We start from the raw sequence: 13882 nt of genomic DNA, 5'->3' as shown, positions 1-13882 counted from the left end.
TGTGCAAACATCTCGAGTGGTGGCATTCGACAACGTGCGTGAGTTGCTGAGCGCGACCGGTGCGCGGGTACGCGAATCCGTACCGCTGGCGGAGCTGACCACGCTGCGGGTCGGCGGCCCCGCGACGGTCGCCGAATGCGCCACCACCGAGGCCTTGGTCGCCACCGTGCGCACGCTCGACGCCGCGGGTGTTCCGGTACTGCTGATCGCGGGCGGATCCAATCTGCTGATCGCCGACCGCGGCTTCGACGGTGTGGTCGTGCGCATCGCCACCTCCGCGGTGGAACTCGGATCCGACCTGGTGAGCGCCGAGGCGGGCGCCGACTGGGACGGTGTGGTCGCCGCGGCGGTCGCGGCCGGGCTCGGCGGGCTGGAATGTCTGTCCGGAATTCCGGGTTCGGCCGGTGCGACGCCGGTACAGAATGTGGGCGCCTACGGCGTCGAGGTGGCGCAGGTGCTGCGCCGGGTCCGGCTGCTGGACCGCACCACCGGTGAAATCCGCTGGGCCGCACCGCAGGAGCTGGGATTCGGCTATCGCACCTCGATCCTGAAACACTCCGATCGCGCCGTGGTGCTGGCGGTGGAGTTCACGGTGAATCCGGACGGAGCCAGTGCGCCGCTGCGCTACGGCGAGCTGGCGCGCGGCTTCGGCGCGGCCGAGGGGGAGACCCGTCCGGCTGCCGAGGTCCGCGAGGCCGTGCTGCGCCTGCGCGCGGGCAAGGGCATGGTGCTGGACGCCGCGGACCATGACACCTGGAGTGCGGGGTCCTTCTTCACCAATCCGGTCGTCGACCACGAGCGGGCGCCACAGGTGATCGAGACGATCCGGGCCGATGTGGGAGATATCACTATTCCGACTTATCCGGCGGATGACGGTGTCAAGTTCTCCGCGGGCTGGCTGATCGAGCGCGCCGGATTCGCCAAGGGATTCCCAGGTCCGGAGTCCGTGGTCCGGTTGTCCACGAAACATACGCTGGCCCTGACCAACAGGGGTGCGGCCACCGCGGCGGACTTGGCCGAGCTGGCTCGCACCGTCCGGGACGGGGTCGCGCGACGCTTCGGAATCCGCCTGGAACCCGAACCGGTGACGGTGGGGCTGGACCTCTGATACGTGGCGGTCGCCACTGTCGGATCGGCAGGTCCTGTCGGAGCCTCGCGGTAGATTCGCGGAAGTGAACATTCGAGGACTTCTGGGCCGCCGCGCCATCCTGGTCGGCGCCGGTCAGCTCGCGGTCGCCGCGGTGGTGGCCGGATGTTCCAGCGGCGGCACGGGCGGTTCGGGCGGGGCCAAGGAATCGGGTCCGGTGGCGAAGGTGAGCTTCGAGCCGGCCGGTGGTACCGAAGACGTCAGCCCGGTGGCACCGGTATCGGTGACGGTGGCGGCCGGTCGCATCGGCCAGGTCGCATTGACCAATCCCGAGGGGAAGCAGGTCAAGGGCACCCTGTCGCCGGACGGAACCAGCTACAAGGTCGCCGAGCCGCTCGGCTACGGCGTCGAATACACCTGGTCGGGCACCGCGACCGGTACCGACGGCAAATCCGTGCCGATCGACGGAAAGATCACCACCCTGGCGCCCAAACAGGTGGTCCCCGCCACGGTGAATGTCGGCGACGGCCAGGAGGTCGGCATCGCGGCGCCGATCATTCTGCAGTTCAAGAAGCATGTCGAGAACAAAGAGGCCGTCGAGAAGGCACTCACGGTCACGAGCACGCCGGAGACCGAGGGCGGCTGGGCCTGGCTGCCGGACGAGAACGGCGGCTCCCGCGCCCACTGGCGCCCGCGTGAGTACTGGGCTCCCGGCACCGCGGTGACCTTCTCCGCCAAGCTGTACGGGCTCGAACTGGGGCCCGGGGATTACGGCAATTCCGATCTGTCCTCCCAGTTCACCATCGGCCGCAGTCAGATCGTGAAGGGGTACGCCCCCAGTCACCGCGTCCAGGTGATCCGCGACGGTTCGACCCTGTTCGATTTCGCGTGCAGTTACGGCGAGGGCAACGAGGCCCGCAATGTGACCCGCTCGGGCATCCACGTGGTGACCGAGAAGTACGAGGATTTCATGATGTCGAATCCGCCGTTCTACACCAACGTTCGCGAGCGCTGGGCCGTCCGCATCTCCAACAACGGCGAATTCATCCACGCGAATCCGGAATCGGCCGGGGCGCAGGGGAACACCAACGTCACCAATGGCTGTATCAACCTCAGTACCAGTGACGCGCAGACATATTTCCCGACGGCTCTGTACGGAGACCCGGTCGAGGTCACCGGTACCTCCATCGCACTGTCGGCCGCCGACGGCGATCTCTACGACTGGACCATCGACTGGGACACCTGGAAGACCCTGTCGGCGATCCAGGGGGAGCCGGCGCCGGTGGTTTCGGCGACACCGGTCGCTCCCGGCCCGGTACGCAGCGGCAGCTGACTCGCTCGCGAGGATCTGATCGAGCGTTGCCCTCGGGAGGGCAGCCGAATCCGCCCGAGTCAGCTCCGGCGTGCGAAACGACCGGCTTCTGCCTGGTCGCGCGGTTTGACCACGATGGTGTCGAGGTTGACGTGCGGCGGGCGGCTGGCGACGAATCCGATGATCTCGGCGATATCGCCGGCCAGCAGCGGGTCGATCCCCGCATAGACCTTGGCGGCCCGTTCGGCATCACCTTCGAAGCGGACCAGCGAGAACTCGGTCTCGACCGCGCCCGGGGCGATCTCGGTGAGCCGCACCGGTTTGCCCAGCAGCTCCCCGCGCAGAGTCCGATGCAGCACCGCCTGGGCGTGTTTGGCCGAGGTGTAGCCGGAGCCGTTGTCGTAGGCCTGGAAGGCGGCCACCGAGGTGATCGTGACGATCAGACCGTCGCCGGAGTCGATCAGTTTCGGCAGCAGCGCCTTGGTGATGCGCAGGGTGCCCAGGACGTTGGTCTCCCACATCCACCGCCAGTCGTCGAGATCGGCCTCGGCGACCGGGGCCAGCCCTTTCGCCCCGCCGGCATTGTTCACCAGTACGTCGGCCCGCTCGACCGCGTCGGTGAATCGTTGTACCGAATCCTCGTCGGTGACATCCAATTCGATTGCGGTACCACCGATCTCGTCGGCCAGCCGCTGCAGCCGATCCACCCGGCGCGCCCCCACGTACACGTGGTACCCCTGTTTCGCGAGCTCACGGGCGGTGGCTTCGCCGATCCCCGAGCTCGCTCCGGTGACGACGGCGTGACGAGTGCTCATGGCCTCGAGCCTAGCGGCTGGCCCGGTGCCGGAAGTTAACGGGCGTTAGCCTGGCGGGTATGGCGATTCGGGAAGTGGTCAGCGCGGACGGAACCAAGATCGTGTATCGGGTCTCCGGACCCGAACAGGGCCGTCCGCTGGTGTTGTTGCACGGCTGGGCGGGAACTCTGCGGTGCTGGGGTACGGCCGCTGACCTGCTGGCGCAGCGCTTCCGGGTGATCGCCGTGGATCTGCGCGGACACGGCTATTCCGATGCGCCCGAGGCAGGCTACGACGATCCGGCGAACTGGGCCGCCGATGTCGCGGCGGTGCTGGCCGGCGAGGACATCACGGCGGATGCGGTGCTGCTGGGATGGTCCTACGGCGGCATCGTGCTCAGCGACTATCTGACGGTTCACGGCACCGGTGCGCTGGCCGGGGTGGTGTACTGCGGTTCGCAGTCCGGTATCGGCCGCGGTGTGGACGGTTCGCAGCCCGGTCCCGCGATGCAGAAGGCGATCCCCGATGTTTTCGAGGAGAGCGCCGGACGCGCCATGCGCGGTTTCGCCGCCTTCGGCAATGCCAACACCGGCCCCGGCCGGGACAAGGGTGCGGATGCCCAGCGTCTGTTCGGCGGCAGTCTCACCACCCCGCCCCGAGTCCGCAAGGCGCTGTTCTATCGGACCAGCGACAACACCGAAACCCTGAAAACCCTGGACATCCCCGTCTTCGTCATGCACGGAGTCGCCGACCCGGTGGTCCCCGTGGAAAACGGTCGACACATCGCCGACAACGCCCCGGACGCCCGCACGTCGTTCTGGGACGACGCCCAGCACGGCTTGTTCATCGAGGACCCGGCCCGCTTCGCGACCGAGCTGACCGAGTTCATCGGCACCCTGAGCTGAAGCCCGGACCGGCCCGTCGACCGGGGAACCGACCCGCCACCCCCTCGGGCCGGTCGGCCGGCTGACACCGTATTGCCGGCCGCGGGTGCTCGCGGTGGCCACGTCGGTGCCCCGATTACCCGCGACTGTGCACAGATGTGGACAACTCAGCCTGGAGCCTGGAGCCCGGAGCCTGGAGCCCTGGCCCCCAGAAGCCCCGAAGTAATAGCTCTTCGAGGCCGTGTACCGGAGGAGGGAAAAATCGAGGCACAGAGGGCCGAAACCCTGCCGCAGCGAAGCGGAGGCCGACGACACTGTGACAGCTCTCACTTAGGTACCAAGGGCATGACGCCCTCCCGGCCCGGGCGTGCACACTGGAGTGTGTGAGTTATCGCCCGGATCAACGTCCGCATCGGATCGCGGTGTTGTCGGTGCACACCTCCCCACTCGCGCAGCCCGGTACCGGCGACGCGGGCGGGATGAATGTCTACGTGCTGCAATCGGCGGTTCAGCTGGCGCGCCGGGGCGTGGAGGTGGAGATCTTCACGCGGGCGACGTCCTCGAACGACGAACCGGTGGTCGAGGCGGCGCCGGGAGTGCTCGTGCGCCATGTCGTGGCCGGACCGTTCGAGGGGCTGGACAAGCATGAGCTGCCGACACAACTGTGCCCGTTCGCGGCGGAGGTGCTGCGGCAGGAGGCCCGGCAGTTGCCCGGGTACTACGACCTGATCCACTCACACTATTGGCTGTCGGGGCAGGTCGGCTGGCTGGCCCGGGATCGCTGGCGGGTGCCGCTGGTGCACACCGCGCACACGCTCGCCGCGGTGAAGAACGCCTTCCTGGCCGATGGCGATACGCCGGAGCCGCTGTCGCGGGTGGTGGGTGAGAAACAGATCATCGCCGAATCGGATCGGCTGGTCGCCAATACCGCCGAGGAGGCCCGGCAGCTGGTCGAGTTGTACGGTGCCGAGCCGGAGCGCATCGACGTGGTGCCCCCGGGCGCGGATCTGTCCCGCTATCACCCGGGTGATCGGGTGGCCGCCCGCGCGGAGCTGGGCATCGCCCAGGACGAGCAGGTGGTGGCCTTCGTCGGCCGCATCCAGCCGTTGAAGGCGCCGGATGTGCTGATCCACGCGGCCGCGGAGGTGCTGCGCGCCGAACCCGATCGCGCGTTGCGGATCCTGATCGTCGGCGGCCCGTCGGGCACCGGCCTGGACCGTCCCGACGCCCTGATCGAATTGGCCGCCACCCTCGGCATTTCCGAGCGGGTCACCTTCCTCCCACCGCAACCGCCGCATCGGCTGGTCCAGGTGTATCGGGCGGCGGACATGGTCGCGGTGCCGAGTTACAACGAGTCGTTCGGCCTGGTGGCGATCGAGGCTCAGGCCAGCGGTACCCCCGTCCTCGCCGCCGATGTGGGCGGTTTGAGTACCGCTGTGCGTGATGGTGTTTCGGGCGCGCTGGTGCCCGGGCACCGCGCCGGCGAGTGGGGTGCCGCGCTACGCGCTCTGCTCGACGATCCGGCCGGTCTGCGGCGGATGGGCGCTGCCGCGGTGGAGCATGCGGCGGGGTTCTCCTGGGAGCACACCGCCGATGGTCTGCTCGACTGTTATGCCGAGGCGTTGGCCGGGCACCGGGGTGCGCGGCCGCGGAGTACGTTGCTCACCGAAGGTAATCAGGCCAGGTCGCGGGCGCTGTGGCGGCGCCGGATGGGAGTGGTACGACGGTGAGTGGCACTGTGGCGCAGACCGCGCAGCTGATCGAGGACACCGTCCGCGAGCGGGAGATCGAATACACCCGCGAGGGCGATGACACCTTTGTCGTGGTGCTGCCCGGTGAGCGCAAGCTGAAGACCACCATCATGCTCACCGTCGGCAAGCACGGTGTCCGCTTCGAGTGCTTCGTCTGCCGCAAACCGGACGAGAATTTCGAGGGGGTGTACAAATACCTGCTGCGCCGCAATCGCCGCCTCTACGGTGTGGCCTATACCCTGGACCGTGTCGGCGACATCTATCTCGTCGGCCGGATCGCCACCCACGCCGTCACCGCCGATGAGCTCGATCGCATCTTCGGCCAGATCCTGGAGGCCGTCGACGGCGACTTCAACGTCCTGCTGGAGCTCGGCTTCGCGGAATCCATTCGGCGCGAATGGAAATGGCGGGTTTCGCGCGGTGAGTCGCTGAAGAATCTGCGTGCCTTCGAACATCTGGTGGAGTCCGAGGAATCCTGAGCGGGCAGACGGTGTCGTCCCTGATCGGCCGGGACGCCGGCGCGCTCCGTACGGTGAGGGCGCAGGCTGGATCGAACCGGTTCGCTGCGGTCATGTCTCATCGTGGTTTCGGGCCGTACCGTTCGTCGATGCCGGTGCGGTAGCGCGCGGCGCCCGGATCGTGTGTGGAGGAGGCGGTTGCCGTATGGGTGTGCTGGCGTTGGATATCGGCGCGACGAAGTTCGCCGCGGCGGTCCTGTCGACGGGATCGACGACACCGTCCGAGCTCGCGGTTGTTTCGGAGTCGGCGGGTTCGGTCGCCGCCACTGCCGCCTTCGCCGGCGACACGGCGGCTTCGGATACTTCCGCCGAGCAGCCCGGGCGCGCAGCCGATTTCCCGCTCCGGCACCTGCACCGGGTCGATGTGCCCGCGAGTGGTGTGTGGGAGGCGTGTCGTGAGCTGTTACGGCGCGTGGTCGATGCCGCGACCGCCGACGAATCCTGTGCGGGTGAGCGATTCGCGGTGACATCGGTCGGTATCGCCTCCGCCGGTCCGGTGGACGTGCGCGCGGGAACCGCCGCGCCGTTGAACATCCCGGAATGGCGCGACGGTTTCGGCGTCGTCGACGCGGTGCGAGAGTTGTTCCCGCACGCGGAGATTCACTTCGCGATCGATGGGGCCGCACTGGTCCTGGCCGAGTATCGCCTCGGGGGCCTGCGCGGCGTCCGGTCCGGTCTGGCGATGACGGTTTCCTCCGGCATCGGTGGCGGCATCATCGATGGCGGCCGAGTGCTGTTCGGCCGCACCGGTAATGCGGGCCATGTCGGTCACATCGTCGTGCCGGGCTGGGATGTGCCGTGCGCGTGTGGTGGTGTCGGCTGTGTGGAGGCCGTCGCGAGCGGGATGTCCTCGGTGCGATGGGCCCGCGCGCAGGGCTGGGCCGGAACCACGGGGACGGAGCTGGCGCGCGATGCGAACGCCGGTGACGTGCGCGCGGCCGCTGCCCTGGCGCGCGCGGGAACGGCACTGGGGCAAGCGATCTCCTCTGCCGCGGCGACGCTGGATCTGGACCGGGTGGTGATCGGTGGCGGTTTCGCCGAATCCGGTCCGCTCCTGTGGGATCCGCTTCGCGCGGCGGTGTCCCGGCACGCGCGCCTGACCTTCACCCGGTCGTTGCAGGTCACGAAATCCGCCATCACCGACGGTGCCACCCTGGTCGGTGCGGCGCTTCTCGCGGCCGAATCCAGCCGGTGAAACGGCCCGGCGCTACTTCCCGTCGATACCGCGCACATGGGCGACGAGGGCATTGGCGTGCCCGTGGCCGAGTCCGTGTTCACCTTTGAGCCAGGCCACGAGTTCCATGTGCTTGGTCAGCTCGGATCCTCGGATGACCTCGAACCACTCTTCGACCGGGCGTCCATACTTCTTCTCGATGGACGGGAAGTAGGAGGCGGGGCCCTTGACCTCACCGACCTGGCCGACCTGGCTCTGGCTACTGCTCTGTTGTGCGCTCATGCTCATGTGGACGGTGCCTGTTCGCGGTATTCATCCCTGACGGAAGTGATGCGCATCACACCGGATGTCCGTTTCTGGGGCGCCATCCGGCCGGTGGATCCGCACCGACCAACCCGTCCACGGCTTCGCGCAGCAGATCGGCATGTCCGGTGTGCCGGCCGTATTCCTCGATCAGATCGCAGACCAGTCTGCGCAGGCTCAGGTGGCGCCCGTCGATCCAGGACAGATGGACCAGCTGGTCGAGGCCGCCCGCGGCCAGGGCGGCATCGAGCCGTACTCCGGATCGATGAACGGCGCTGTCCCACAGGGTATAGAGCTGTTCTGGTGTGTCGTGGGCCGCGGAGGTGAAGGTGAACTCCCAGTCCTGGTCGCAGCTCCAGCCCATGGCCTCCCACGGCGCACCCATCGGGGTTCCGTTCAATTTGGTCGTGAACATGCAATCCTCGGCGGCCGCAAGATGTTTGAGCAGGCCGCCGAGGGTGAGTGTGGAACTGCCCATCCGGGCCCGCAATCCGGCCTCGCCGAGATCGTCGGCTTTCCAGCGAAAGGTTGTGCGCAGCCGGTTGAGCGCACCGAGAAGATGTTCGACCTCGCTACCGGCCAGCGGTGGCTCCCATGGGTAATGGGTGTGGCTCATGGAACAACCGTAGGACCGATCGCGGGTCCTGCCACGGGATTCGGTGAGGTTGGCGGCGGTGTGATCCGGCCGCGGGGCGATGTGTTCGCTCGTCCTGCGGCGGCCGCGAATTCTATTCGCTTGCGGCCGAGTCGAATTCCCGCCGGGCGGCCTCGATTTCGGCATCGTGGTCGGTGGCCCACTGGGCCAGTGCGGTGACCACGGTGCGGAGGCTGTCGCCCAGTGGGGTCAGCTGATATTCGATGCGCGGCGGGAATTCCGCGTAGGCGGTGCGGCTGAGTAAGCCGTCGCGTTCGAGGTGGCGCAGGGTGAGGGTGAGCATGCGCTGGGAGATTCCGGGCACGCGCCGATGCAGACTGCCGAACCGCAGTGGTCCGGACACGGCGAGGATTCCGATCACCAGCACCGACCATTTGTCACCGACCCGATCGAGAGTCCGGCGGATGGTGCGGCCGTTGTCGGGCCAGGCCGCGCACGGATGTATCGGGCCTTCGATCGTCGTGACCTGCGTTTCTGACATGAAAGTGCCTTTTGTGGACCGGCGCACGCATCGTTAGCGTGGCATTACATACAAATAGTAACCATCAGGAGAAACCATGTCGTCCACCATTGCCGTCGTCGGTGCCGGGCCCGGTCTGGGGCGCGCGATCGCCCGCCGATTCGGGGCCGCGGGCCATCCGGTCGCACTGATCGCTCGCAACGAGGCGAAACTCGACTCGATCGCCACATCCCTGCGCGAGGAGGGAATCACCGCGGGCGTCTTCCCCGCCGACGTCACCGACGAATCGGCCCTGACCGCGGCGCTCGGCACCGCAGCCGACCGGCTCGGCCGCATCGGCGTCATGTCCTACAGCCCCGGTGCCACCTGGGATCACACGTCAGGCCGGTTTCCGAACCCCGCCGACCTCGGTTTCACCAGTGCCCTGGACACCACCCCGGTCTCGGCTCGTGCCCAGTTCGACCTGCTCGTCTCCGGTGCGCTCACCGCATCCCGGACGGTCCTTCCCGCCATGCGTGCCGCACATGACGGCGCACTGCTGTTCACCACCGGCATGTCCGCGATCGTTCCCATGGCCATGATGGGCAACGCGGGCATCGCCCTGGCCGGACTCCGCAACTGGGCCACCGCAATTCGCGACGATCTCGCCGCCGACGGTGTCTACGTGGGCCACCTCTCGATCGGTCTCCCCATCGCCCCCGGTGCGGGCGACGGCGACCCGGACGCCATCGCCGACCGCTGGTACGACCTGGCCCGCAACCGCGACACCTTCGAAACCGCCCTCGGCTTCCAGCCGGTGTGAGCCCCGGACGGTCAGCCGACCACACCCCAATGCAGCACCCGGGAGGTGAACAGCACCAGCCCGAGTGACACCGTGGCCACCACGACCAGTCCGACCACCGCCACGGCCAGTGGCCGCCATCCCGAACGCCCCAGTTCCCGGAAGTCGGTGTTGAGGCCGACCCCGGCGAAGGTGAGCAGGAAGGCCCACTTCGACAGGTTGGCGAGGTTCGCGAGCTGCGCCTTGTCGATCCAGTGCGCGGTGGCCAGGGCCGAAACCGCCAGGAAGCCGAGCACGAATTTCGGGAACTTCGCCCAGACGAACGCCGCCTTGGCGCGAACTCCGGGTGCGATCGAGTCGGCCTCGCCACGTGCGGCCCAAAAGAGGCCGAAGCCGAGCACCACGAAGCCGATCAGCGCGTTGCGGGTCGACTTCACCAGAACCGCGAGCTTGCCGGCCTCCTCGGAATAGGCGTAGCCGGTGGCGGTGGTCTCGGCGGTGTTGTCCACGGCGAGCCCGGACCACAGACCGAATTCGTGGTCGGTCAGGCCCAGCCCGTGGCCGATGGCGGGCAGGGTGAACAACGAGACCGCGCCGAGAGTGAGAATGGCGGCGATCGCGTAACTCACCTCCGAATTCCGGGCCCGGATGGCGCCCTTCGCGGCCACGATCGCGGAGACCCCGCAGATCGAAGTCCCCACGGCCAGTAGTGAACCCAGCTTTCCGGTCAGGCCCAGCAGGTGCGCGACGGTGAGGATTATCGCCCCCGCCACCGTCATGTCGATCAGTATCAGCACGAAGCTGGTGCCGCCCAATTTCGCGACATCACCCAGTACGAACCGGGAGCCCAGCGCCACGATGCCGGCTTTCAGCCAGAATTCGTAGGTGCCGATACCGGGCTTGAATATCCGTGGCACGCCGACGGTATTGGCGATGAGCAGCCCGAAAACGATGGCCCACAGGACATATTCGATATCAGGAAACCGCCAGTGGTGATCGTGTACCAGATCGTTCACCCAGATCTGGGTGTATTTGCCGAGCAGGCCGACCGCGATCAGCAACGCGATACCCGGCAGATATGCCGCGATATCGCGAAGTGTGCCGGAGTCCTTTGCGGGAGTGGTTGTTTCGACGCTCATCGGATCACCACGGAATCTTCGGCAGGACATCGCCCAGGGCGAGTGTCACGAACAGGCCCGCGACGATCACCGCCCACCAATCGACGCCGACGCGCCGCAGCGCCGAGGATACGGATACAGGTTCACTCATTCGCCGACTCCCTCGTCACGGCCGATCGCGATGCGTTCCCGCGATCAGCCGTCATCATGAGGTTCGCCGTGCCGCCGGGAAAGTAATGGAATCAGCGAGATTCGGTATCCCCTACTCGATCGCACAGCGACCACCCGGCCGCGTCGACGCCGGTCGGTTGCCGGTCTCGGCGCAACCACCACATCATGTGACGCCGCCCGGTGCGATGCTCATCCGAATTACCCGCCGAAAAGCTGTTGATAGCAAATTTGCATGACCGATCGGCGGTCGCGACAATGCCGAATTTCGAGTGTGGCGGTGGGGACGGATATCCGATTCGTGGTCGGCCGACGTGGCGGCGGTACCGGGTCGCCGCCCCGCTAGCATGGGCGCATGACGTACACCCTCGTGTTGCTGCGCCACGGCGAAAGCGAATGGAATGCTCTGAATCTGTTCACCGGCTGGGTGGATGTGCACCTCACCGACAAGGGTGTCGCCGAGGGGAAACGGGCCGGTGAACTGCTGGCCGAACACGGTATCGCGCCCGATATCGTCTACACCTCGCTGCTGCGCCGCGCGATCAGCACCGCGAATATCGCGCTCGACGCCGCCGATCGGCACTGGATTCCGGTGGTCCGGGACTGGCGGCTCAACGAACGCCACTACGGCGCGCTGCAGGGTAAGAACAAGGCGCAGGTCCGGGACGAGTACGGCGACGATCAGTTCATGACGTGGCGCCGTAGCTACGACACCCCGCCGCCGCCGATCGAGGACGACAGCGAGTACAGCCAGGCCGGTGATCCGCGGTACGCCGGCATCGAGGTCCCGCCGACCGAATGCCTGCAGGACGTGGTGGCGCGCATGATCCCGTACTGGGAATCCACCATCTCCGCGGATCTGGTCGCGGGCAAGACTGTTCTCGTTGCGGCGCACGGTAATTCACTGCGCGCCCTGGTGAAGCATCTGGACGGAATCTCCGACGAGGACATCGCCGGGTTGAACATTCCCACCGGTATTCCGTTGCGCTACGAACTGGACGAGAACCTCCGTCCGGTCGGCCCCGCCGAATATCTGGACCCCGAGGCCGCCGCTGCCGGTGCCGCCGCGGTGGCCGGCCAGGGCGGTAAGTAGCCGGTCCTAGCCGATGCCGGGATCCGGCACCGGCTGCCGTCCGCCGACGATCAGCGCAATATCCTTGGCGGGCAACCGAATCGGTGCCCCGTTTCCGATCCGGAGATCAGTGTCGGTGGCCTCGAGTGCGAGGCCGTCGAGATGCACACCGAAATAGGCCAGCTGCCGTCGATCCGGATCGCCCACCGCGAGTGCGATCCGGTCGGCGGGTGGCTGGGGGAGCCCGAGCGGCTCGGTGATGTCGAGGCCGTGGAAGACATCGTGGGCCAATGCTCCCTGTTGTCCACCGCGCGGCGGGCGCCAGGGGTGTTCGATATTCGCACGCAGCGATGTGAGCAGATCGTCGTCGGACAGCGCGGTGGTGTCACGATGTGCGATGCGGTCGCTGAACCGGTTGAAATTGCCGCCCGCGGCGATGATTCCGGTGATCACCCGCAGACCCGAATGCCGATAGGCGAGCGTGATGTGGGCGACGACCTCCCGGATCCGCCAGCCCGCGCAGAGTGAGGGCGCCGCCCATTGCGCGGGTGTCAGCTCGGCCAGCAGTCCGGCGAGGCGCCGGCGTTCGGCGAAGGTCTCGGCTCGCAGCGTGGATTCGGTCGCGGTCATGTGGTCTCCTCGACAAGACGGTGAGCGTCGACCCGGACGGTGCCGACATCACTTGTACGTCCGAGGATCGCGAAACTCATCGCCGCGCCCCGGCCCGAGTCACAAACGAGGGGGAAGGCCGAACTCCGCGAAGCGCTCACCGGTGCCGAGAAATGTCGTCGTATGTCCGATCCGCTCGTCTCGGAATTCCAGCCCTACCAGTGCGAATGGTTTCAGAACGCCGGTGTCGTCGGGGCGGTACTGGCCGAAGCCGATCTGCCCGTTGACATCGGTGACCAGCAACCGGTCGGCGGCGCAGGCATCGCTCGCGGCGACCAGTGCTGCCACCGTCGCCGAGCCGCGCATCCACCAGCGCAGCGGCGGCATCGAGGTCGTCACATCGGTGTGCAGCACGGCGACCAGCCCGTCCAGGTCGTGGGTTTCGAACGCTCGTAGGTAACGTTCGGCCAGATCGAGCGCGGTCGCATCGGATACCGCCGTCGTCCGATGTTCGGCCAGAGTGGCTCGCGCGCGCTGGAGTGCGCTGTTGACCGCCGCCGTGCTGCTGCCCAGGATCTCGGCGGTCTCCGCTGCCGAGAAGGCCAGCACATCTCGCAGAATCAGCGCGCCTCGCTGCGGCGGGGTCAGCAGTTGGAGAACGGCCACGAATGCGAGCCGGATCGATTCGCGCTCGATCACTCGCTGCGCGGGATCGGTCGCGGCGATCAGATGCGAGCCCGGCATCGGTTCCACCCAGGCCCCTGGTGCCATGGGTTCGCCGAAGACACCGGGTTCACCCAGGTCATCGATGTCCATCGGGGAGGCGCGCCGACTCGTGGCCCGCAGCAGATCGACACAGACATTGTGCGCGATGCGGTGCGCCCAGGTGGTGAGCCGTGCTCGTGCCGGATCGAAGGTGCCGATCTCGCGGAATGCGCGCAGCAGGGTCTCCTGCACCGCGTCCTCGGTCTCCGACGAACCGCCGAGCATGCGGTAGCAGTATCCGGTGAGCGGAATCCGTAGCGCCTCGAGCTCCGTCGCACCCGGCGTGGATGTCATGCCGATGCACGATACCGGCGGCGTTCGCCCGATTCGTCGCGCCATTCCGCGGCCGAATTCCGCCGATTTGGTCGGTCGATATGTCAAACTCACCGGATATGTGATCCCTGCCTCTCTCGACCTGCCTTTGCTATCGA

Annotated in this window: 15 protein-coding genes and 1 pseudogene; 8 read left to right on the top strand and 8 right to left on the bottom strand. The window is 67.3% G+C overall.

Annotated elements, in window-relative coordinates; all coding sequences use genetic code 11:
- Window positions 1-16: 16 nt before the first annotated feature.
- Together AB0L57_RS26830 and AB0L57_RS26825 are read left to right on the top strand one after the other, a co-directional pair.
- Complete coding sequence (locus AB0L57_RS26830; RefSeq protein ID WP_364967714.1) at window positions 17-1108, top strand: UDP-N-acetylmuramate dehydrogenase; 1092 nt, start codon at window positions 17-19, stop codon at window positions 1106-1108.
- Between the two features lie 64 nt (window positions 1109-1172).
- Entirely contained in the window at window positions 1173-2420 is a 1248-nt protein-coding gene (locus AB0L57_RS26825) for an Ig-like domain-containing protein (RefSeq protein WP_364967583.1), read from the top strand.
- A gap of 59 nt (window positions 2421-2479) precedes the next feature.
- Here AB0L57_RS26825 and AB0L57_RS26820 read toward each other — a convergent pair whose 3' ends face one another.
- Entirely contained in the window at window positions 2480-3214 is a 735-nt protein-coding gene (locus AB0L57_RS26820; protein ID WP_364967580.1) for an SDR family NAD(P)-dependent oxidoreductase, read from the bottom strand.
- A 59-nt stretch (window positions 3215-3273) separates the two neighbouring features.
- On the opposite strand from AB0L57_RS26820, the gene AB0L57_RS26815 reads away from it, so the two are divergent.
- The 4 genes from AB0L57_RS26815 (at window position 3274) to AB0L57_RS26800 (ending at window position 7541) form a co-directional block, all read left to right on the top strand.
- Entirely contained in the window at window positions 3274-4098 is an 825-nt protein-coding gene (locus tag AB0L57_RS26815) for an alpha/beta hydrolase (protein ID WP_364967578.1), read from the top strand.
- A gap of 362 nt (window positions 4099-4460) precedes the next feature.
- Complete coding sequence (gene mshA / locus AB0L57_RS26810; RefSeq protein WP_364967575.1) at window positions 4461-5807, top strand: D-inositol-3-phosphate glycosyltransferase; 1347 nt, start codon at window positions 4461-4463, stop codon at window positions 5805-5807.
- 8 nt (window positions 5808-5815) lie between these two features.
- Window positions 5816-6307: a YbjN domain-containing protein gene (locus tag AB0L57_RS26805; protein WP_364967711.1), complete on the top strand. Its 492-nt coding sequence runs from the start codon at window positions 5816-5818 to the stop codon at window positions 6305-6307.
- Between the two features lie 184 nt (window positions 6308-6491).
- The gene (locus AB0L57_RS26800) at window positions 6492-7541 is read left to right on the top strand and encodes an ROK family protein (RefSeq protein ID WP_364967572.1); all 1050 of its coding nucleotides are present in this window, start codon (window positions 6492-6494) and stop codon (window positions 7539-7541) included.
- Window positions 7542-7553: 12 nt separating this feature from the next.
- On the opposite strand, the gene AB0L57_RS26795 is transcribed toward AB0L57_RS26800, so the two are convergent.
- The 3 genes from AB0L57_RS26795 to AB0L57_RS26785 form a co-directional block, all read right to left on the bottom strand.
- Window positions 7554-7808 (bottom strand): DUF4287 domain-containing protein, encoded by a 255-nt coding sequence (locus tag AB0L57_RS26795; RefSeq protein ID WP_364967569.1) that lies wholly within the window; start codon window positions 7806-7808, stop codon window positions 7554-7556.
- A gap of 49 nt (window positions 7809-7857) precedes the next feature.
- Window positions 7858-8439 carry a DUF664 domain-containing protein gene (locus AB0L57_RS26790; RefSeq protein ID WP_364967566.1) on the bottom strand — a complete coding sequence of 194 codons (582 nt, stop codon included), beginning with the start codon at window positions 8437-8439 and terminating at the stop codon, window positions 7858-7860.
- Window positions 8440-8551: 112 nt separating this feature from the next.
- Entirely contained in the window at window positions 8552-8959 is a 408-nt protein-coding gene (locus tag AB0L57_RS26785; RefSeq protein ID WP_364967563.1) for a helix-turn-helix domain-containing protein, read from the bottom strand.
- 76 nt (window positions 8960-9035) lie between these two features.
- Between AB0L57_RS26785 and AB0L57_RS26780 the strand changes: the two genes are divergently transcribed.
- A complete protein-coding gene (locus tag AB0L57_RS26780; protein WP_364967560.1) occupies window positions 9036-9740 on the top strand; it encodes an SDR family NAD(P)-dependent oxidoreductase in 705 nt (234 codons plus the stop codon).
- Between the two features lie 11 nt (window positions 9741-9751).
- Here the strand turns inward: AB0L57_RS26780 and AB0L57_RS26775 are convergent.
- Window positions 9752-10798 (bottom strand): annotated as a pseudogene (locus AB0L57_RS26775) (YeiH family protein); the annotation flags it as partial.
- Window positions 10799-10862: 64 nt separating this feature from the next.
- Window positions 10863-10988, bottom strand: coding sequence for a hypothetical protein (locus AB0L57_RS26770; protein ID WP_364967557.1), 126 nt, complete (start codon window positions 10986-10988; stop codon window positions 10863-10865).
- A 372-nt stretch (window positions 10989-11360) separates the two neighbouring features.
- On the opposite strand from AB0L57_RS26770, the gene AB0L57_RS26765 reads away from it, so the two are divergent.
- Window positions 11361-12098 (top strand): phosphoglyceromutase, encoded by a 738-nt coding sequence (locus tag AB0L57_RS26765; RefSeq protein WP_364967554.1) that lies wholly within the window; start codon window positions 11361-11363, stop codon window positions 12096-12098.
- Between the two features lie 6 nt (window positions 12099-12104).
- Here the strand turns inward: AB0L57_RS26765 and AB0L57_RS26760 are convergent, their stop codons facing one another.
- Together AB0L57_RS26760 and AB0L57_RS26755 are read right to left on the bottom strand one after the other, a co-directional pair.
- The gene (locus AB0L57_RS26760) at window positions 12105-12707 is read right to left on the bottom strand and encodes a maleylpyruvate isomerase family mycothiol-dependent enzyme (RefSeq protein ID WP_364967551.1); all 603 of its coding nucleotides are present in this window, start codon (window positions 12705-12707) and stop codon (window positions 12105-12107) included.
- 99 nt (window positions 12708-12806) lie between these two features.
- Window positions 12807-13745, bottom strand: coding sequence for an RNA polymerase subunit sigma-70 (locus AB0L57_RS26755; RefSeq protein ID WP_364967549.1), 939 nt, complete (start codon window positions 13743-13745; stop codon window positions 12807-12809).
- Window positions 13746-13882 lie beyond the last annotated feature (137 nt).

This window comes from Nocardia sp. NPDC052254, from assembly GCF_040679495.1.
In the GTDB taxonomy this organism is placed as follows: Bacteria; Actinomycetota; Actinomycetes; order Mycobacteriales; family Mycobacteriaceae; genus Nocardia.
This window is presented reverse-complemented; position numbering and strand designations above follow the sequence as displayed.

Coding starts and splice junctions, on each gene's coding strand:
- AB0L57_RS26770 (WP_364967557.1), bottom strand. CDS start 10,988: ATGAGTGAACCTGTATCCGTATCCTCGGCGCTGCGGCGCGTCGGCGTC.
- AB0L57_RS26815 (WP_364967578.1), top strand. CDS start 3,274: ATGGCGATTCGGGAAGTGGTCAGCGCGGACGGAACCAAGATCGTGTAT.
- AB0L57_RS26790 (WP_364967566.1), bottom strand. CDS start 8,439: ATGAGCCACACCCATTACCCATGGGAGCCACCGCTGGCCGGTAGCGAG.
- AB0L57_RS26780 (WP_364967560.1), top strand. CDS start 9,036: ATGTCGTCCACCATTGCCGTCGTCGGTGCCGGGCCCGGTCTGGGGCGC.
- AB0L57_RS26760 (WP_364967551.1), bottom strand. CDS start 12,707: ATGACCGCGACCGAATCCACGCTGCGAGCCGAGACCTTCGCCGAACGC.
- AB0L57_RS26820 (WP_364967580.1), bottom strand. CDS start 3,214: ATGAGCACTCGTCACGCCGTCGTCACCGGAGCGAGCTCGGGGATCGGC.
- AB0L57_RS26795 (WP_364967569.1), bottom strand. CDS start 7,808: ATGAGCATGAGCGCACAACAGAGCAGTAGCCAGAGCCAGGTCGGCCAG.
- AB0L57_RS26755 (WP_364967549.1), bottom strand. CDS start 13,745: ATGACATCCACGCCGGGTGCGACGGAGCTCGAGGCGCTACGGATTCCG.
- AB0L57_RS26800 (WP_364967572.1), top strand. CDS start 6,492: ATGGGTGTGCTGGCGTTGGATATCGGCGCGACGAAGTTCGCCGCGGCG.
- AB0L57_RS26785 (WP_364967563.1), bottom strand. CDS start 8,959: ATGTCAGAAACGCAGGTCACGACGATCGAAGGCCCGATACATCCGTGC.
- AB0L57_RS26765 (WP_364967554.1), top strand. CDS start 11,361: ATGACGTACACCCTCGTGTTGCTGCGCCACGGCGAAAGCGAATGGAAT.